At 57.4% G+C, this 19,295-nt stretch carries 14 protein-coding genes; 9 read left to right on the forward strand and 5 right to left on the reverse strand.

The window, feature by feature from the left end; translation table 11 throughout:
* Window positions 1–49: 49 nt before the first annotated feature.
* From HNR03_RS17840 to HNR03_RS17855, 4 genes are all read left to right on the forward strand, one after another.
* Window positions 50–934: a hypothetical protein gene (locus HNR03_RS17840; protein ID WP_259154924.1), complete on the forward strand. Its 885-nt coding sequence runs from the start codon at window positions 50–52 to the stop codon at window positions 932–934.
* Between the two features lie 111 nt (window positions 935–1,045).
* Window positions 1,046–1,687 (forward strand): DUF1345 domain-containing protein, encoded by a 642-nt coding sequence (locus HNR03_RS17845; RefSeq protein WP_259154925.1) that lies wholly within the window; start codon window positions 1,046–1,048, stop codon window positions 1,685–1,687.
* A 76-nt stretch (window positions 1,688–1,763) separates the two neighbouring features.
* Window positions 1,764–2,603, forward strand: a complete 840-nt coding sequence (locus tag HNR03_RS17850; protein ID WP_259154926.1) for an AraC family transcriptional regulator — start codon at window positions 1,764–1,766, stop codon at window positions 2,601–2,603.
* 50 nt (window positions 2,604–2,653) lie between these two features.
* Window positions 2,654–3,265, forward strand: a complete 612-nt coding sequence (locus HNR03_RS17855) for a LysE family translocator (RefSeq protein WP_259154927.1) — start codon at window positions 2,654–2,656, stop codon at window positions 3,263–3,265.
* Between the two features lie 69 nt (window positions 3,266–3,334).
* On the opposite strand, the gene HNR03_RS17860 is transcribed toward HNR03_RS17855, so the two are convergent.
* Window positions 3,335–6,097 carry an autotransporter outer membrane beta-barrel domain-containing protein gene (locus HNR03_RS17860; protein WP_259154928.1) on the reverse strand — a complete coding sequence of 921 codons (2,763 nt, stop codon included), beginning with the start codon at window positions 6,095–6,097 and terminating at the stop codon, window positions 3,335–3,337.
* A 240-nt stretch (window positions 6,098–6,337) separates the two neighbouring features.
* Complete coding sequence (locus tag HNR03_RS17865) at window positions 6,338–9,160, reverse strand: hypothetical protein (protein ID WP_259154929.1); 2,823 nt, start codon at window positions 9,158–9,160, stop codon at window positions 6,338–6,340.
* A gap of 247 nt (window positions 9,161–9,407) precedes the next feature.
* Here HNR03_RS17865 and HNR03_RS17870 point away from each other — a divergent pair, with 247 nt between their 5' ends.
* The 5 genes from HNR03_RS17870 to HNR03_RS17890 all read left to right on the forward strand — a co-directional run bounded on the left by HNR03_RS17870 (window position 9,408) and on the right by HNR03_RS17890 (window position 14,757).
* Complete coding sequence (locus HNR03_RS17870) at window positions 9,408–10,433, forward strand: LacI family DNA-binding transcriptional regulator (protein ID WP_310504561.1); 1,026 nt, start codon at window positions 9,408–9,410, stop codon at window positions 10,431–10,433.
* A gap of 168 nt (window positions 10,434–10,601) precedes the next feature.
* Window positions 10,602–11,384 carry a sugar phosphate isomerase/epimerase gene (locus HNR03_RS17875; protein ID WP_259154930.1) on the forward strand — a complete coding sequence of 261 codons (783 nt, stop codon included), beginning with the start codon at window positions 10,602–10,604 and terminating at the stop codon, window positions 11,382–11,384.
* Window positions 11,377–12,363 carry a sugar kinase gene (locus HNR03_RS17880; protein ID WP_259154931.1) on the forward strand — a complete coding sequence of 329 codons (987 nt, stop codon included), beginning with the start codon at window positions 11,377–11,379 and terminating at the stop codon, window positions 12,361–12,363. Before HNR03_RS17875 ends, HNR03_RS17880 begins: the two co-directional genes overlap by 8 nt.
* Before the next feature lie 105 nt (window positions 12,364–12,468).
* On the forward strand, window positions 12,469–13,758 hold the full coding sequence (locus HNR03_RS17885) for an MFS transporter (protein WP_259154932.1): 1,290 nt from the start codon (window positions 12,469–12,471) through the stop codon (window positions 13,756–13,758).
* A 21-nt stretch (window positions 13,759–13,779) separates the two neighbouring features.
* Window positions 13,780–14,757, forward strand: a complete 978-nt coding sequence (locus HNR03_RS17890) for an NAD(P)-dependent oxidoreductase (protein ID WP_259154933.1) — start codon at window positions 13,780–13,782, stop codon at window positions 14,755–14,757.
* Window positions 14,758–14,898: 141 nt separating this feature from the next.
* Here HNR03_RS17890 and HNR03_RS17895 read toward each other — a convergent pair whose 3' ends face one another.
* The 3 genes from HNR03_RS17895 to HNR03_RS17905 form a co-directional block, all read right to left on the reverse strand.
* A complete protein-coding gene (locus HNR03_RS17895; RefSeq protein ID WP_259154934.1) occupies window positions 14,899–16,086 on the reverse strand; it encodes a pyridoxal phosphate-dependent aminotransferase in 1,188 nt (395 codons plus the stop codon).
* Between the two features lie 43 nt (window positions 16,087–16,129).
* The gene (locus HNR03_RS17900) at window positions 16,130–17,755 is read right to left on the reverse strand and encodes a methyl-accepting chemotaxis protein (RefSeq protein WP_259155170.1); all 1,626 of its coding nucleotides are present in this window, start codon (window positions 17,753–17,755) and stop codon (window positions 16,130–16,132) included.
* Between the two features lie 341 nt (window positions 17,756–18,096).
* The gene (locus HNR03_RS17905) at window positions 18,097–19,239 is read right to left on the reverse strand and encodes a glycerate kinase (RefSeq protein WP_259154935.1); all 1,143 of its coding nucleotides are present in this window, start codon (window positions 19,237–19,239) and stop codon (window positions 18,097–18,099) included.
* Between the last annotated feature and the right edge of the window lie 56 nt (window positions 19,240–19,295).

A 19,295-nucleotide genomic window follows, 5' to 3' on the forward strand; every position in this document is an offset into this window, starting at 1 on the left:
AGGCGTTAGTGATTGAGACTGACTAAACCATCAGGATTCAGGAGCGCACATGAACAATACAGCCACCTGCACTGTCACCGCCGTAGTGACAGGCCTCCCTCAATATACTCAATATAAAAGCAATGGGCTTTGCCAATTCTACAAGGCCCCGATGGCCAAATTTTGGAATGCAGACTCGATTCATCGTGCTGATCAAGAAAATGCGATTCAACTATCTGTTCAAATTCCTGACAACGGCAACAACACTTTCATCATCAACGATGACAGTAGTGACGTAACGGCCGCACGGGCATCGTTGACCGAACACTCTGGGGGACTGTTCAGACCTTTCATTGCAACGTCAGGCAAGTTGACAAACGTCAATATCGACTTGGCCAACCGGACAGTCGCGTTTGATTTCGAATTCGTCGCCGAGTCAGGGAAACTGATCGTTGAGGTGAGTCAGGGGTCGGCCAAATATACAGAGATTGATGAACACTTTTTCAAACCGGCAACAAACGACCAGTATGTTACTGCCACCCTCGAGGGGAGTACTTATTCAGAATACGACGCTAATGAATTCAATCTCTTGTGGAAGCCCGATAATGGTGTTGGCATCCGTTACCCTCAATGGCAGGGTTGGTCCAGGGTCTATACCGATGCAACGCCCTATCGGCACCGAGACACTATTTCCGTGACCATCGCGGACGATCTTGTACCGGGCACTTATGACCTCGACGAGTACAAGGACAAAATTTATGCAATTTACGCTGAGATTGATCCAAACGGCCCATTGTATGAGGGGACGGGGGGAACACTTGTACTTGAGAAGACGCCATTGCAGGGTTCGTCAAAAGGCGTACTTAAAGGTCGGATTTTAAATTTCGTAGGTGTTTTTAACGCCGAAAAACAAATGAAGTCAGATTGCATAGAGTTCAACGTGGAAGACAAATGATAGTCGGCTTGTACTTGTGACAACGCGTTTGATGTGTCTCAAACGCGCCGTGCTTGCTGCACCACTCACGGCAAGGCTATGGTGCTGCATAGCCCCTGACCGTGAGTCTCCATGCCCTTCCTCGCCCGCACCCACCCTCGCCTGTCCGCCGCCGCCGCCCTTGGCGTCGCGGCAGGCATTCTGGTTCCTGCCGATTCGATCATCAGCAAAATCCTCATTGGCTGGAATGCCGGGGTCTGGACCTACCTGATGCTGATGTTCTGGCTTGCCACGCGCGCCAAGGCCCCGGACGTGAAGCGCATTGCCGAGGTCGAAGATGAAAACGCCGGTCTGGTGTTGTTGGTGGTCTGCATCGCCGCCATTGCCAGCCTCGCGACCATCACCTTCGAACTCGCCGGCAGCAAAGAGCTGGAAACCACCAGCAAGCTCCTGCATTACGGCTTTACCGCGATGACGGTGCTCGGTTCATGGTTGTTGATCGGGGTGATTTTCAGCGTGCACTACGCTCGTCTGTTCTACACCTGGGACGGCAAGGAACAGGCGCTGCGTTTCGCTGAAGGGCTGGAAACCCCCAATTACTGGGACTTCCTGTATTTCTCCTTCACCATCAGCGTGGCGGTGCAGACTTCGGATGTGGGCGTGGCAACACGGGGCATGCGCAAGATTGTGCTCGCGCAATCGCTGATCGGCTTTTTGTTCAACACGGCGATCCTCGGCTTCTCGATCAACATCGCTGCAGGACTGTTCAACTGATGCGTGCACAAACGTTCTAGGCATCGTCCTCGGCATCGGCGTTAAATAAGCCGGTAATCCGTCTCACAGGTGCAGCATGTCCCCTGACAACTGGATCGAACTGGCCCAGGACGCCGATACCGGCATCGAGACCCTGCGCGCGCATTTCCAGGGCCACGCCTACGACCCACATTGGCACGACAGCTACCTGGTGGGCGTGACCGAACAAGGCGTCCAGCAATTCAATTGCCGTCGGGCGAAACATCAGAGCACACCGGGCAAGGTGTTTTTACTCGAGCCCGGCGATATCCATGATGGTGATGCGCCGACCAAAGACGGCTTCACTTACCGCATGCTGTACCTCGACCCGCTGTGGTTGCAGCGTGAACTGAGTGCGGTTTTCGACAACGCTCCCGATAACAGCCAATTGAGTTTCGCTCACACGCTGGCCAGCGACTCGCGACTGGCCCACGCCACCAGCCTGGCGTTTCAAACCCTGCATCACGGTGAGCTTAAGATCGTTCGCCAGACAGCCCTCGACAGTTTGCTCGAACGCCTCACCAGTCACCTGCATTGGCGCACCCGCTATGGCGAAGACCCGCGTCTGCCGCTGGTGGCGCAGAAGGCTCGGGATTACCTGCACGCCAACGCCCGATTCGACATCGGTCTTGATCAGGTTGCCGCCGCAGCGGGTGTCGACAGATTCCGTCTGACCCGGGCTTTCAAGGCCGCCTATGGCTTGGCGCCACACGCGTATCTGGTGCAATTGCGCTTGTCGAAGGCACGGCGAATGCTCTCCAGTGGCGCGCAACCGGCGACGGTCGCCATGGAATTGGGGTTTGCCGACCAGAGTCATCTTGGCCGCTGGTTCGTCCGGGCGTACGGGCTGACTCCGGCGATGTACCGTAAGCGCTGCTCAAATCTTCCAGACGTTTGAGTCAGGCTTTGTGAGGATTGGCTCCTGAGTTCATCTACGGAGTCCCTGTCATGTTGGCTACTTTCCCCACGCTGCTGCCTTTTTTGCTGTTCGCGTTCGTCGCGTCCATCACGCCGGGGCCAACCAATATTCTGGTGTTGAGCAACAGCGCCCGGTACGGCTTTAAAGCCGCGCTGCCGATTATTTTTGGCGCGTGTGCGAGTGCGGCACTGATCGTGCTGGCCGTGGGGAATGGTGTCGGCCAGGCGCTGAACAACCTGCCGTCGGTACAATTCTGGATGAAATGGGTCGGGGTGCTCTGGCTCAGCTATCTGGCGTGGCAGGTTTACCGTTCACCGGTCACCCTCAACCAATCCGAGCAAACAACGCCACAACAAGCAGGTCTTTGGACTGCTGCGAGCCTTCAACTGGTGAATCCGAAAACATGGATGATGGCCTTCGCCGTCATCAGCGTGTTTGTCGGTCGCGGCGAAGAAGCTTCACTGCAAGTCTTTTGCTTGTCGCTGGTATTTTTTCTGGTATCGCTTCCCTGCCTGACAACCTGGGCGTTGCTGGGGGCTGGATCGGCCAGGTGGATCCGATCAGCCAATGCCTTAAGACGCTTCAATCAGGCCATGGCCGTTATGCTGCTCGGTTCCGCTTGGATCGGTTTGTTGGCTTGACCCGGGATCGCCCCATAAAAAAAGAGCCCGATATGATCTGGGCTCTTTGTATTTTTGAAAAGACTTCGCTTAGAAGAAATAGCTCACGCGCAAACTGCCACTCCAGTCCTGATCCACTGTCTTTCCCTTGCTGCCTCCCGCCTGTCCGGATACCTGCCAGTTCCGTTGCGCAGGCGTCCATTTCAAACCGGCGCCATACTCGATCGAACTGCTGGCACGATCGTCATCGAAGCTGCTGTCATTGATTTTGACCTCATTGGTTTTCACAAACTCATGATTCACCGCCGCCAACAAGTTGGGCTCCAGGAAGCTACCGTTATCGAGCCTAATGACACGCCCGCCCCTGACACCGACCTTGCCCTGGACTGTACGCATGGTGTCGGCTTTGACTTCCAGGCCGTTGTCGAGTTGATAGGAATCGCTTTGAGTCGCGCCGGCGGAGACCTGTAGCTGGGGCTCGACAAAGTAGTCATTCTTCAGACGGATATGTTTGCCAACCGCCACCGAACCGCTTGCGCCCAACGCTGTGTAGTCACCCTCGGCCCGTGAGTAATCGCTCATGGTGACCTTGGCCTTGTTATCGAACCGGTTGAACTTGACCATGACATTGACGAACACACCGCTTAGGGCATCGAACGTGCTGCCGTAAATACCGCCATTCAGGCTATCGACGGTACCACTGGAACCGAATTTGAGATCCATGTTGGTATGGCTTGTCCCGATGAAACCGCCCACGACCCATGGACGCCCGCCCAGATCGACTACTGTGTCAGCGCCGCCAGTAATACCTGTCTGATTTTGCGTGTAGCCATCGCCGTAGGCATTGTCAACGCTGTACTGGTTGCTATAAGTGCGCACCCAGACGCTGTTGCTCAATTTCACCGAACCGTCATCCATCGCACGCGACGACGCTTCAGGTCGGAGACTCATGCTGCGGTCGCCCAACTCGGAACTGAGTACGTCCCTTTCAGCATTCAGTACGCTACGCGCGCTGCCAGCCAAGGCCAATACGGTATTGCTCGAAGTACTGACTGTTTCTCTGTCCGGCCGCAGGTACAAGCCCTCGCCTTCCCTCGCCAACCGGTAGACAATCGCGCCGGCGTCCACTTTTTCTCCCAGATTGTTCAAGCGGGCATCAGCGTTACCTGAAGCGATATTGCCGATGTGTACGTCCTCGGCAGTCAGCGGTTTGTTGCCGGTTGCGGAAACATCAAATTTAAGGTGACCGTCCGCACGCTTGGCATCGAAAAAGTCGGTATTGCCGGTAGCAAAATCTGTACCTATGAAAACAGTGCCGTCACCGGAGAAGTTGGCCACGTTTAACCGAAGAAATTGCTCGTCGGTCCCCATGCGCACAATGCCATTACTGGAGGTTAGATTTGCCAAGGTGCTGTTTTCTGTCATCACCCACTGCGCTGCGTTTTTGATGCTCACATCGCCCGAATTGTTGATCTGACCAGTCAGCACCGAAGCGCTGTCCAGCAACACAATGCCATTGCTACCAGTGACCACATTACCGGTCATGCTGCTGCCATTGCTCAGCGCAAGGCTGGAAACATTGCCGACATTGCCATTGAGCACCGAACCGCTGTCCAGCAACACGCTGCCGTTGCTACCGGTGAGCACATTACCGGTCATGCGGCTGCCGTTGCTCAGCGCAAGGCTGGAAACATTGCCGACATTGCCTTTGAGCAATGAAAGGTTGTCCAGCGACACGCTGCCATTGGCATCGGAAAGCACGTCACCGGTGATACGACTGCCATTGTTCAGCGCGAGGCTGACGACATTGTCGACATTGCCGTTGATTACAGAATTGTTGTTTAGATTGACCGTTGCCGCTGTCCCCGCAACAGCCTGCACATTACCGTTCAACGTACTGCCGGAATCGAGACTGACCCGCCTGACGTTTTGCAGATTGCCTTCAATAGAGGCGGCGTTTTGCATCGCCAGCGCGATGGTGCTGCCGGTATCGGCAATGAAATTGCCGCTCAAGGCACTGCCATCGACCTTCACGTTGGCGGTGGAACGATTGGTCGCCTGCAACGCCGCGCCATTACCGCCGATCAGTTTTGTACTGCCGAGAATATTGATATCTGCGACCGCACCGGCGGCACCGGATGAACCCACCTCGATGGCCGAACCCGACCCACCCTTCACGAGGGTATCTATGAGCATTGCGGAACTGGCGTTGACACCTGTTGTGTCGGTAACGATTTGCAGGCCGTTCTGGCCTCCGGAAAGTGTGCTGCCCTTAGCCGAGAGTGTTGCGCCACCTAATTGCACACCATAACTGGTCGCGCTGGTACCCAGAATGGTCGAGTTTTCAACATTCAAAACCGCGAAACCCACGGCATTCGCACCTCCGGGAAGCCCCGTAATTGTGCTACCGCCCTTGACGGTCGCACTTGAAGAGGTAGGAGTATTGATGTTGCGCCCCAGTAGAAGTCCAAAACTATTGGTACTGGTGATTGTTCCATTATCAATAGTGGCAGAACTGTCGCTGAGCGAAATGGCGCCCCGGCCTGTTGAGCTATTAACGGTGGCCCCTATCAGCGAAAGCACTGAACTGTCGCGGGCCTCGATCCGCTCACTCTGACCACCATTGAAAATGACATTGGCACTTTGCGAAGTGATCGACAGTGCGTTTGCATTATTAATCGTCAGTGTTCCGCCTTGGGATACCGACCATGCCTCAGGCGCGGGTGGATTGGTAACGGTTGCGCTTTCTCCTGGAAGAAGCGTTCTGGCATTGGCCACGGGAGTACTGAGAATAATTGCGGTAAACAGGTATCCAGTAGTTTTGTAACGTTTGAAACTTGGTAGTAGGGGCATGAGAACTCCACACAGCGAACAAATCCGAAAGCGACTTTTCTGATAAACCAAAAAATCGCCCCAAAAAAACGTCCGACAGACTAATCAGCAATCTGCGAGTTAGATGTAGGAATAGTCCCTGGTCCTGTAGGATTTATCTGCAAAATGAAAGGGAGTTATTGCGAGTCCCCGTCGGAGAAACATCAATATCGCGGGAGAGATCAATCTCTCCCGCGATATACCTCCCTTACGATTCAACCATCATGTCAGCGGAACAGGAGTTCGGTCGCAGTACTCGGCACTGGAGGTGATCGTGTCCAGTTTTTTGATAATCGGAATCGAAGTTTGAACGCCCCCGATATTTGCCGTGTACCAATACTTGATCCAAGCCACCGCGCCCCGTCTAGGTTGTGCAAGTTTGAAGATGGCGGCACTGCCAACACCTGCGACATCGGGCGTACCGGGAGCCAGGATGGTATACGGCTGGGAATCCGCCGTACCCGGAATCAAGTTAGTGCCCGCTTCATCGCTGTACGCTTCAATGTTCATAGTGATGACGGTTCCCTGCGGCAAATTGACCGCATCTTTGGGAACACTGATTGCCACCTTCCAGTCAGTCGCCGCATTGTTCATTGCGAAGCAATCCATCTGATCTTTTAAAGGGTTGCGGATCCGGATGGTTGGCGTGAGCAAATCGATTTTCTTACCACTGACTAATACAGTTTCTGGACTGGACTTGATAACGTTTTTGTCAATGCCCGTCTTTTGGCGTGTCCAGTAGGCAAGTGTGCTCGGTGTCGGCAGCACAGCAATGTCCGCAGCGGTGACGACATGACTAAACGTTGTCATGTCATTGAACGGTGTAACTTCTCCTACAAATTTCCCGTTCAGATAAAACTTGGCCGTTTCAGTCGAACTAAGCGGCGGATCTGTAAGCTTCAACGTTACTTCGATTTTGCCCGGCTTGTCGCGATCCCCCGGTTGTAAGTCATTCGGTGTATTGGAGGCACCGGTGACTACAGGCAAGGCAAAGGCTGGGTTTACATCGCCAGGCAACTCCGGATATACCCCTCCAGACGGGTACAAATCAATCCAGAAGAATAATTCTGGCGATTCAAAGGTATTGGTCCCCCGAACAACCACAGTCCATATTTTAAACTCCGTAGCTTCTTCATATATTCCAAAGAGATCTTCAAAAAAACCCTTATAGTCAAGTGTGAATGGTACATCCGCGTTAACGATAGGAACAGGACCGAGCTCTTTGAAATTCGTAGGGTCCGCAGTATCTTCGACGTATATCATTACCTGATCGCCTGGTTCCAGGTTATCAATGAATGCGCGTTCGACGATTGCCTGTATGTTGCCTGTTGCAAGGAAGTTATCCAGATAAACCGTGGTGCTGGCGTTGGGGTCAGACGCCGGCACCAGTGGTGCTTTGCGCAAAACAGGATCCAACGCAAGACCTAATGTCAGGAGGGCTGCTGGAGTGGAACTAGCGCTTCGGTTTCCAGCATGGTCAGTCCAGAAAAAATGGGCCATGACCCGGCCGTTCGGGAGTTTGCGCAGCTCAGTGTTGGGCACTGAAACTGTACCGCCAGCCGGAACCGTGCCTTTAAAAGCCACAACATCCACGCCACCCGAAACGAAATGGAGCTCGAGCTCATCATCGGGACGACGATTCGCGTAACCAACGCCAAACACCAGCTCCGCGTTCGCATTCGCGGGCAACTGCATCCAGGCTTCATTGACGGTCCTTTGCGCATCGATCGGTGCATTGGTGAAAGCGGCTGCGGGCACCGGTGGTGTCAGTCTTTTCGTCGGAAACTTGAGCCCGAATGGCGAGTTTGTGTCAATGACGACCCTGAGTGTATTGGAAGGGTCGTCGGTACCCGCACCGTCCTTGTAGACGAAGACTTTCACTATGTACGCAGTAGGACCAGCAGGCTGAGCCAAGTCCGGAAATAGCGCTGCGTCCAGTTCAATCAAGAAAGGGTCGGGACGACCGGCGACCGGGCCAAGTGCTACCGCGGAAGCTATTTGGACAAGCGCCTGCCCCTCAACAGCAGCCCAAACATCACAATCATCACCGTCGAGCGGATCTGCAAAGGCAGCCAACTTGATAATGATTTTATTGGTATCCAGTTGGCTCTTATGAATAAAGTCATCAGCTACCGTATCCACCGAGATTGCAGTTGCGAAAATACCATTAGCACTCACACCAAGTTGCGGTGGGTTAGCTCTGGCTTTAAATGTCACCTTTTCTTGAGCAGTCATTTCCCTTTCTCCTTCATTAAGCCCGGACGGGCCACTTTCACCAGGTGTTACTTGGTCGATTTTCACAAGCGCTTTATTTGACTCGGCAATAAGCCGGCCACCACGAAGTAATTGGCAGACAACAACTGCCGAATCATTATCGAACAGTGAAATTATGTGCGGCATATACGGCACAACATGATCAAATCCATTTGCTATGTCGGTAGCAGAGAGAAGCTTATCCCAAACACCATATGTGCCAGGCACCTCCGGCCCACTACCGTTCAAGGATGAATATCCTCGCCAGTGAATCCTTGCAATGTCCCCGGGTGCAGCGATGGTTGTAAAAGCAGAAATTCGAACAGTAGCGCCACTTTTCAAAGAGGGTTTTGTCGAATTATTCAGATACCCCCACAATGTGGCGTGTGGAAAGACGGGTTCCGGTAATGTTACTAACGGGGTGTGATCGATGGTCAGTTGTCTTTCAGGCGAGGGATCATCGGTACCGCCCGAACCTTTCCAGATTTTGTAATACAGGTAGGCGATGCCATCAGAATCCAAGTGTTGCGGAGTCAAATCGAAGTACAAAAACGGGACGGTCAAAGGCGTTGGATAAAACTCCGTGTAGAGCCTGCGTTCCACACCGTTCTGGCGCAATACTACCCAAAGCTCATCGTTTGGTACCGGATCAATCCAATACGGAATAACAATACGAGTTCCTTTAATCAAAAGGTCACGGGGGACATGCCCGGCCGGATCGCTGTCGTCGACGCCTTCCACAGTAAGCGGCTTTGCCAATACGCCTACATTTCGTGGTTGATTAAATGTCATTGAGGTCATTCTTCTACCATCGACGTATAAAAAACATTCGAAATACTTTGGTTTTTAGTTTGCTGTCCCGTCGAAGAAATTAGGCGCTTCAACTTGGGTATTGCCTACTGTCAGATCTGACAGGTTTTTCAACCGCCTGTCGGATACATCGGCTTCACACCCCGCTGCCGGAAACATCTGCCCTTGACGGAAACCACGAAACTGGTGTTTCCTGAAACCGGTTTCAGACAATAAGAAGACTCAGCCCGTGAACAACTTCTCCAGCGCCCAGCGCAGCCGCGTCACCATGCTCGACGTCGCCGAACATGCCGGCGTCTCGAAAGCCAGCGTCTCGCGCTTCATCGGCGATGACCGCGCCCTGCTTTCCGACGCCACGGCCTTGCGCATCGAGCAGGCGATTGCCGAACTCGGCTATCGCCCCAACCAGATGGCCCGAGGCCTGAAGCGCGGGCGCACTCGCCTGATCGGCATGCTGGTGGCCGATATCCGTAATCCCTATTCAATTGCCGTGATGCACGGGGTGGAAACCGCCTGCCGTCAGCACGGCTACAGCCTGGTGGTGTGCAACACCGATCGTGATGACGAGCAGGAGCGTCAACACCTGGCGCTGCTGCGCTCGTACAACATCGAAGGCTTGATCGTGAACACCCTCGGGCATCACCGCGATGAGTTGCGCGAGTTGCATCGTGAAATGCCAATGGTGCTGGTGGATCGCAAAGTCGAGCAGCTTGAGAGCGATCTGGTCGGGCTAGACAATCCGGCCGCTGTTGAAATGGCCCTCGCCCACCTTGAAGAACGCGGTTATCGCGATGTGCTGATGGTGACGGAGCCGTTTGACGGCACCAGTTCGCGGATCGAGCGAGTCGGCAGTTTCAAGTCGCAGATCGAGCAACGCGCGGCGATGTCCGGCGCAGTGGTGGAAACCGGCAGCGAGCTGACCTCGCACCTGAAAACCTTCTTGAACACACCCGGCGTTGGCCCGAAAGCGTTGTTTTGTGCCAACGGCATTGCAGCATTGGCGACCACTCACGCGTTGCGGGAATTGCAGTGCAACCTGTTTGAAGAGGTGGGGCTGATCGCCCTGGATGACCTGGATTGGTATCCGTTGGTGGGCAGCGGGATTACCGCCCTTGCCCAGCCCACGGTGGAGATTGGCGCGAGTGCATTTGAATGTTTGCTCAAGCGGTTACGCGGGGATGACGGGCCGGTGCGGACCCTGGATTTTTCGGCTCGGTTGATAGTGCGTGGGTCGACTCTGGGGGATTTGCGGTGAATGTTCCGGCCTCATCGCGAGCAGGCTCGCTCCCACATTGGTTTTGTGTACGCCACAGATCCCCTGTAGGAGTGAGCCTGCTCGCGATGAGGCCCTAAAGGACAGGACAAAACTCAAGACAGCCTTTTTTTTGAATAAAAATGAAACCGGTTTCAGAGGTGCAGAACAATGAATAAACCACCCGTTTCCATCAGCCTTTCCAGCTACGGCGCCGACCTTGTCCGCCAACGCGGGCAAGGCAGTTTTATCGAGGTACTGGCAGCAGCCGGCGCGACGCGCATCGAATGGCGCGAAGAGTTGCTGACCGATGAAGACCCACGGCAACTGTCCGAGGACACGCAATCCCAGGGCCTGGAAAGCATCTACTCCTCGCCGATGGAACTGTGGCTGGCCGGTCAGTCGAAGCCCAATCCTGACCTGCGCGCGACCCTTGAACGCGCCCAGGCGTTCGGCGCCAAATGGTTGAAAGTGTCGCTGGGTTATTTCACCGACAACAATGACCTGCCGGCCCTGAACCGCGTGCTGGCGCAAAGCCCGGTGCAACTGCTGGTGGAAAACGACCAGACCTTGCACGGCGGACGCATCGAACCGTTCCAGCGCTTTTTCGGCGAAGTGGAGCAACACAACCTGCCGATCAAAATGACCTTCGACATTGGTAACTGGCACTGGCAGGACCAATCCGCCGCCAGCGCTGCCCGGTTGCTTGGCCGGCATGTCGGCTATGTGCACTGCAAGGCAGTGACGCGCCGTGCCGACGGCAAACTGGTCGCCATCCCGCCCACCGCCAACGACGTGCATTTGTGGGAACAACTGCTGCGGCACATGGCCCAAGGTGTAATGCGGGCGGCGGAATATCCGCTGCAAGGCGATGATCTGATCCAGCTCACCACCGAACACGTCGCCACCCTCGCCCACCTCGGTCAATCCCGTTTGGAGAGCGCTCATGCCTGAGTTCGATATTCTGTCTTTCGGCGAAACCATGGCGATGTTCGTGGCCGAGCAGAACGGTGATCTCGCCGATGTGAGCCAGTTCCACAAGCGCATTGCCGGGGCCGACAGCAACGTTGCGATTGGCCTGTCACGGCTGGGTTTCAACGTGGCGTGGTTGAGCCGGGTTGGCGCTGATTCATTGGGCCGATTTGTCATCGACACCCTGGAAAAAGAATGTCTGGATTGCAGTAACGTCGCCATCGATCCTGCGCACCCGACCGGTTTTCAGCTCAAATCCCGCGCCGACGATGGCAGCGATCCCGTGGTCGAGTATTTCCGTCGCGGTTCGGCAGCCAGTCACTTGTCGGTGCAATCGATCTCCGAGCCGTTGCTCACCGCTCGCCACTTGCACGCCACCGGCATTCCGGCGGCGCTGTCCGTGTCGACCCGGGAGATGTCATTCGAACTGATGACGCGCATGCGCCAGGCCGGGCGCAGTGTGTCCTTCGACCCAAACCTGCGCCCGAGCCTGTGGGCCAGCGAACAACTGATGATCACTGAAATAAACCGCCTCGCCGCCCTCGCCCATTGGGTGCTGCCGGGGTTAAGCGAAGGACGTCTGCTGACCGGGTTCGACGACCCGGCCGACATTGCGGCGTTCTACCTCGGCCTGGGCGTTGAAGCGGTGGCGATCAAGCTCGGGCCGCATGGCGCGTATTACCGCACGCAGCTGGACGAGGGATTTGTCGCTGGCGTGCCGGTAGAAACCGTGGTCGACACCGTCGGCGCTGGCGATGGCTTTGCGGTCGGGATGATCAGCGCCTTGCTCGAAAACCACAGCTTTGCCGATGCCGTGGCACGCGCCAACTGGATTGGTAGCCGCGCGGTTCAAAGTCGGGGGGACATGGAAGGGTTGCCGACCCGAGCCGAACTGTCCGTCGAATTTGAGGACGCCATCGCGGGCAAGCCCGCTCCCACAGGGGGGGTTTGTTTCACCTAGATCCAATGTGGGAGCGAGCTTGCTCGCGAAGAGGCCTGCACAGTCACCGAAGATTTTTGACCCGTTACCTGCTGCGACAAAAACAACAAGCTCAGGAGCACCACTATGAAAACCGCAACACTCGCCGCCCGCCGTTGGTGGTACATCATGCCCATCGTTTTCATCACCTACAGCCTGGCGTATCTGGACCGCGCCAACTACGGATTCGCCGCCGCCTCCGGCATGGCCGCCGACCTGATGATCACGCCGGGCCTGTCGTCGATGCTCGGCGCCCTGTTCTTCCTCGGCTACTTTTTCTTCCAGGTGCCGGGCGCAATCTATGCCCAGAAACACAGCGTGAAGAAATTGATTTTCGTCAGCCTGATCCTTTGGGGCGGCCTGGCCACGTTGACCGGGATCGTTTCCAACGCCTACTGGCTGGTGGTGATTCGCTTCATGCTCGGCGTGGTCGAAGCCGCGGTGATGCCGGCGATGCTGGTGTACCTGTGCCACTGGTTCACCCGTGCCGAACGCTCGCGCGCCAACACCTTCTTGATCCTTGGCAACCCGGTAACCATGCTCTGGATGTCGGTGGTCTCGGGTTATCTGGTGCAGCATTTCAGCTGGCGCTGGATGTTCATCATCGAAGGGTTGCCGGCGGTGCTATGGGCCTTTATCTGGTGGCGCCTGGCCGATGATCGTCCGGCCCAGGCCAAATGGCTGACCGAACAAGAGAAGCAGGATCTGCAAAGCGCCCTCGCCGCCGAGCAGGTCGGTATCAAAGCCGTGAAGAACTACGCCGAAGCCTTTCGTTCACCGAAAGTGATCATCCTGGCCTTGCAGTTTTTTTGCTGGAGCATCGGTGTCTACGGTTTCGTGTTGTGGCTGCCGTCGATCCTCAAGGCCGGTGCGCAACTGGACATGATCGAAGCCGGCTGGCTCTCGGCGCTGCCGTATCTGGCAGCCGTGATCGGCATGCTGCTGGTGTCCTGGGGCTCGGACAAACTGCAGAAGCGCAAACGTTTTGTCTGGCCGCCGCTGTTGATTGCCTCGATTGCGTTCTACGGTTCCTACGCCTTGGGCGCCGAACATTTCTGGTGGTCCTACACGCTGCTGGTCATCGCCGGCGCCTGCATGTACGCGCCTTACGGACCGTTCTTCGCCATCGTTCCCGAAATCCTTCCGGCCAACGTCGCCGGTGGCGCCATGGCGCTGATCAACAGCATGGGCGCGCTGGGTTCGTTCGGCGGTTCGTACCTGGTGGGTTACCTGAACAGCTCCACCGGATCTCCGGGTGCTTCTTATCTGTTGATGAGCGGCGCGTTGATGCTCTCGGTGGTGCTGACGATTTTCCTCAAGCCCGGCGCCAGTGACCGGGTCGTGGCTGCGCAACGGCCCGTGACGGCCCACCCTTGAATTGAAGTTGAGACGATAACGATGAAAAAGCAGGTTGTGCTGTACAAGAAACTTTCTCCGCTGCTGATGGCGCGCCTGCATGAGCACGCCGACGTCACGCTGATCGACAACCTCAACCCGGAGGGCATCGCGCAACTGCGCGACGCCCTGCCCCGGGCCCAGGGTCTACTCGGCGCGAGCCTGAAACTGGATGCGCAATTGCTGGACCTGGCGCCGAATCTGCAGGCCATCGCCAGCGTTTCCGTCGGTGTCGACAACTACGACATCGATTACCTGACCGAGCGCCGGATCCTGCTCAGCAACACCCCCGATGTGCTGACCGAAACCACCGCCGACACCGGTTTCGCGCTGATCCTGGCGGCGGCCCGGCGCGTGGTGGAGCTGGCGAACATGGTTCGCGCCGGCCAATGGCAGCGCAACATCGGGCCAGCGCATTTCGGCACGGATGTGCATGGCAAAACATTGGGCATCATCGGCATGGGGCGCATTGGCGAGGCGTTGGCCCAGCGCGGGCATTTCGGCTTTGGCATGCCGGTGATCTATCACAGCCACTCCCCGAAACCAGCCGTTGAGCAGCGATTCAATGCTCAATACCGTAGCCTGACGGAGTTGTTGCAGCAGGCCGATTTCATTTGCCTGACCTTGCCGCTTACGGCTGAAACCGAAGGCTTGATCGGCGCCGAGGAATTCGCCCTGATGCGGCCCGAGAGCATTTTCATCAATATTTCCCGGGGCAAGGTGGTGGACGAAACCGCGCTGATTGAAGCGCTGCGGACCGGGCAGATTCGTGCCGCTGGGCTGGATGTGTTTGAGCGTGAGCCGCTGCAAACGGATTCGCCGTTGTTGACGTTGAACAACGTGGTGGCGACGCCGCACATGGGTTCGGCAACCCATGAAACGCGCGAGGCGATGGCCAAGTGCGCGGTGGACAATCTGCTGATGGCGTTGGCGGGTGAGCGGCCGAAGAACCTGGTGAATGCCGGGGCGTGGCAGGTCTGACTATGATCGTTCCCACGCTCTGCGTGGGAATGCAGCCCGTGACGCTCTGCGTCACATGGGACGCGGAGCGTCCCCAGAGGCATTCCCACGCAGAGCGTGGGAACGATCTACGCGGAGCATGGGAACGATCTGAATCTCTGATCAGGCCCGCCGCGCCTCCAGCAGTTGCGCCGCGCAGGATGCAATCCGCTGGCACGCATCCGCCAGCTTCATTTGATCCACCACCAACCCGATACGAATATGCCCCGCCGCACTCGGCCCGAACGCCTCGCCGGCCAACACCGACACACCGTACCCCTCCAGCAGTCGCTCGGCAAAGCGCTGGGCGCACAACCCGGTCGGGCGCACGTCGACCATCACAAACATTCCGCCATCAGGTTTGATCGCACGAATCCCGGCACTGCCGTCCAACATCGAACACACCAGATCGCGACGCTGGCGGTATTCCTCGCGCATCTGCGCCACTTCCGGCAAGTCTTCATCCAATGCCAGCTGCGCCGCGTTCTGAATAAAATCCGGAATGCCAAACAGCATGCACAACGACAAATTCACCAGATGCTCGGCCAAGGTTTTCGGACCAATCGACCACCCCACCCGCCAGCCGCTCATGGCATGGGATTTGGACAGGCTATTAATGGTCGCGGTGCGCTCGGCCATGCCCGGCAAACTGGCGGGGCTGGTGTGCTCGCCCTCAAACAACAGATCGCTGTAGACCTCATCGCTGATCAGCCACAGATCATGGCGCACGCACAACGCGGCAAGGACTCGCCACGTCTCGAGCGGCAAGCTGGCGCCAGATGGATTGTTTGGACTGTTGAGCAGGATGACGCGGGTTTTCGGCGTGATCAGTGCCGCGACATCCGCGGGGTCGATCCGAAAGCCGTTCTGCGGACGCACCGCCACCGGCACCACCTTGGCCCCGCAGGCGCCGAACACACCTTCATAGGTCACGTACATCGGCTCGGCGACGATCACTTCATCGCCCGGATCGAGCAGGCATTGCGCAACCGAATACACGGCGCACTGCGCTCCCGGAAACACGATCACATGATCGGCATCCACCGCCTGACCACTGCGCTGACGGTGGCGCCGGGCGATGCTGCTGCGCAGTCCACGACTGCCGCGCACCTCAGGGTAATGCGTGTCACCGGCCCGCAGGCTGTCGATGGCCGCCTGGACAATGGGTGGCGGCGTGTCGAAATCCGGGTCGCCGATCGACAGCAGCAATACATCGATTCCTTGTTCGCGCATTTCCAGCGCTCGGTCATGAATCTGCCAGGCTGCCGCTCCGTCGCCGGCGATTCGTTGGGTCAAGGCTGAATAGCGCATGTCATTCTCCTGTCGCGCGCGGACTCCAAGCCTCAACCCTACCTCAAATCACAAAACGCGCCACCATCGCATTCAAATTCACCGCAAGCCGCGACAGTTCATGGGTGGCGGCGCTGGTCTGGTTGGCGCCGGCGGCGGACTGGGTGGCGAGGTCGCGGATGTTCACCAGGTTGCGGTCGACTTCGCGGGACACCTGGGCCTGTTCTTCCGAGGCGCTGGCGATCACCAGGTTGCGTTCGTTGATCAAGTGGATCGACTGGGTGATCTGCTCCAGTGCGACACCGGCAGCGCGGGCCATTTCCAGGGTGCTTTGGGTGCGCTGATTGCTTTGCGCCATCGACGAGACCGCTTCGCCTGTACCGTTCTGAATACCGGCGACCATTTTTTCGATTTCCTGGGTCGACTGCGCGGTGCGATGGGCCAGCGCCCGGACTTCGTCCGCCACCACGGCAAAACCGCGTCCGGCTTCACCAGCACGGGCGGCTTCGATGGCGGCATTGAGTGCCAGCAGGTTGGTCTGCTCGGCGATGGCGCGGATCACGTCCAGCACCTTGCCGATATCACGGCCCTGAGTGGCCAGGCCTTCGATCATCAGCGAGGTGTTTTGCACGTCGTGGGTCATGGTCTGGATGGCGTTGACGGTTTCCACCACGCGGTCACGACCTTCGCGTGCAGCCTGGGTCGACTGGTTCGAGGCTTCGGACGTCGACACCGCATTGCGTGCCACTTCTTCCACGGCGGCGGTCATTTCGTTGACTGCCGTGGCCGCTTGTTCGATTTCGTTGTTCTGTTGCTGCATGCCCCGGGACGCTTCCTGGGTCACGGTGCTGAGTTCTTCGGCGGCGGCGCCCAATTGGGTCGCGGAACCGGCGATCTGTTCAATGGTTTTGCGCAGGTTGGCCTGCATCTCGGACAAGGCGCCAAGCAAACGGGCCGATTCGTCTTTGCCATCGATTTCGATGGCGGTGGTCAGGTTGCCACCGGCAATGGTCTGGGCCACCTGCAACGCGCGGTTCAGCGGCGTGACGATGCTGCGGGTCAGCAGCCAGGCGAGCAACACAGTGAGCAGCGCGGCAATCACCGCCACTACGACGATGCCGGTAATCGCGCTGCTGTAATGTTCACCCGCTTCGACGGAAGCTGCTTTGGCGTCGCTGTTGTTCAGGGCTATCAATTTGTTCAACTGCTCGCCCATCTGATCGGTGCCGTCCTTGATCCGTGTATTGATCAAGGCGCGCAGCTCATCGAGCTTGTCCTGGCGCGACAGCTCCAGCATCTGACTCTGGGCTTGCATGTAACTGTCCAGCGTTGCCGTGAAGGTCTTGTACAGCGCGGCTTCTTCGGGGCTGGCGGGCAAGGCGGCATAACTGGATTGCGCGGTACGCACCTTGTCGATCAGTGCACCGATACGGGTTTGCGCTTCCTGCAACGCGCTCGCGTCACGGTTGACCAACACACGGAAGGAAAGAATGCGCAGGCGCAGAACGTTTTCGGTCAGGTTGCCCAGATAGCCGACGCTGGGCAGCTGTGTGCTTTCCATGTCGACGGACGCCTGGCGAATGATCGACATGCGGCTCACGGCAAATACACCCAGCCCGATGACGAGCAAGGCAATGAAGGCAAAACCCAGGAAAGCTCGAGGCGCGATATTCAGGTTACGCAGTGACATAGCAAGATACTCGGTGATTGAGGCTTCGAGCATCCATGCCGTGATCACTGAAGGACGCGTGGTGGCAAGCGTTTTCAGTTTGGCGGCGCTGTTGTAATTGGTTTTTGCGCGCCTATCAGGGTTATCGGCCGGGGATGAGGTTTTTTGCAGGGGGTTGGAGAAAAATATTTCAAGACGTTTCACGTGTTTCGTCCGTGAAACACTTAATAGTCAAATTGCAAAACCTGTGGGAGCGGGCTTGCCCGCGAAAGCGGTGTGTCAGGCACCGTTAATGTCACTGACGCGCCCTCTTCGCGGGCAAGCCCGCTCCCACAGGATTGCACTTGCCTGACAGGGATTCGTCAGGCTTTGCGCGTCGCCATTCGCCAGACCCGCGCGATATCGCTGGCACGATCGCGCAACAAGCGTGGCGCCTCGGCACAGGCTTGCTCCAGCGTCATCGGCCCACTGGCCAAGGCAAACGCGGCATCGATGCCATGTTCGTACAGGTCCTGGTAACCCTCGCCCAAGGTTCCGGCGATGACAATCACCGGCACGCCCTGTTCCCGGGCAATACGCGCCACGCCGAACGGGGTCTTGCCGCGCAGCGTCTGGGCATCGAAACGCCCTTCGCCAGTGATCACCAGGTCGGCGCCCTTCACGGCTTCGGCCAGCCCGACCAGTTCGGCGACGACTTCGACGCCGGCCTTGAATTGCGCATTCAGAAACGCCTTGGCCGCGAAGCCCAAACCACCGGCCGCGCCGCTGCCGGGTTCGTCCTTGACGTCTTTGCCCAACGCCTGGGCGCACAACCGGGCGAAGTGTCCAAGGGCTGCATCCAGTTGCTGCACCTGTTCGGGCGATGCCCCTTTTTGCGGACCAAAAATCGCTGACGCACCGTGGGGGCCGCACAGGGGATTGTTGACGTCGGCCGCAATGTCGAATCGCACCTTGGTCAATCGCGGATCGATTTCACTCAGGTCGATGTGGGCCAGCTGCGCCAGCGCCAAACCACCCGGCGCCAGCGTTTGCCCTTGAGCGTCCAGCAACTTCACGCCCAGCGCCTGCATCGCCCCGGCACCGCCGTCGTTGGTGGCGCTGCCGCCAATCGCCAGGATCACCCGTTGTGCCCCTGCGTCCATGGCGGCGCGAATCAGTTCGCCGGTGCCGAACGTGCTGCTGGTGCAAGCATCACGTTTGCCCGGCGCGACCAATTGCAGGCCGCTGGCTTCGGCCATTTCGATGATCGCGGTGTGGCTCTGAGGCAACCAGCCCCACGCGGCATCGACTGCCACACCGAGCGGGCCACGCACTGTGCTGCGGCGCAATTGACCTTCGCACGCTGCCAGAATCGACTCGACCGTGCCTTCGCCGCCATCGGCCATCGGGCACTTGATCAGTTGCGCATCGGGCCAGACCTCAGCCAGCCCGAGCGCAATGGCGTCGGCCACACCCTGGGCACTGAGGCTGTCCTTGAACGAATCGGGGGCGATGACGATTTTCATGCGAATTCTCCAGTTCCAATGCGCTCCATGCTGCCAGCAGCTCCGGACAATAACGC

Origin of the sequence: Pseudomonas sp. JAI111 (assembly GCF_024809425.1) — a bacterium.
Lineage (GTDB): Bacteria > Pseudomonadota > Gammaproteobacteria > Pseudomonadales > Pseudomonadaceae > Aquipseudomonas.

Excerpts from the sequence above, each read along its gene's own strand:
- HNR03_RS17840 (WP_259154924.1), top strand. The coding sequence starts at position 50 with ATGAACAATACAGCCACCTGCACTGTCACCGCCGTAGTGACAGGCCTC.
- HNR03_RS17845 (WP_259154925.1), top strand. The coding sequence starts at position 1,046 with ATGCCCTTCCTCGCCCGCACCCACCCTCGCCTGTCCGCCGCCGCCGCC.
- HNR03_RS17850 (WP_259154926.1), top strand. The coding sequence starts at position 1,764 with ATGTCCCCTGACAACTGGATCGAACTGGCCCAGGACGCCGATACCGGC.
- HNR03_RS17855 (WP_259154927.1), top strand. The coding sequence starts at position 2,654 with ATGTTGGCTACTTTCCCCACGCTGCTGCCTTTTTTGCTGTTCGCGTTC.
- HNR03_RS17860 (WP_259154928.1), bottom strand. The coding sequence starts at position 6,097 with ATGCCCCTACTACCAAGTTTCAAACGTTACAAAACTACTGGATACCTG.
- HNR03_RS17865 (WP_259154929.1), bottom strand. The coding sequence starts at position 9,160 with ATGACATTTAATCAACCACGAAATGTAGGCGTATTGGCAAAGCCGCTT.
- HNR03_RS17875 (WP_259154930.1), top strand. The coding sequence starts at position 10,602 with ATGAATAAACCACCCGTTTCCATCAGCCTTTCCAGCTACGGCGCCGAC.
- HNR03_RS17880 (WP_259154931.1), top strand. The coding sequence starts at position 11,377 with ATGCCTGAGTTCGATATTCTGTCTTTCGGCGAAACCATGGCGATGTTC.
- HNR03_RS17885 (WP_259154932.1), top strand. The coding sequence starts at position 12,469 with ATGAAAACCGCAACACTCGCCGCCCGCCGTTGGTGGTACATCATGCCC.
- HNR03_RS17890 (WP_259154933.1), top strand. The coding sequence starts at position 13,780 with ATGAAAAAGCAGGTTGTGCTGTACAAGAAACTTTCTCCGCTGCTGATG.
- HNR03_RS17895 (WP_259154934.1), bottom strand. The coding sequence starts at position 16,086 with ATGCGCTATTCAGCCTTGACCCAACGAATCGCCGGCGACGGAGCGGCA.
- HNR03_RS17900 (WP_259155170.1), bottom strand. The coding sequence starts at position 17,755 with ATGTCACTGCGTAACCTGAATATCGCGCCTCGAGCTTTCCTGGGTTTT.
- HNR03_RS17905 (WP_259154935.1), bottom strand. The coding sequence starts at position 19,239 with ATGAAAATCGTCATCGCCCCCGATTCGTTCAAGGACAGCCTCAGTGCC.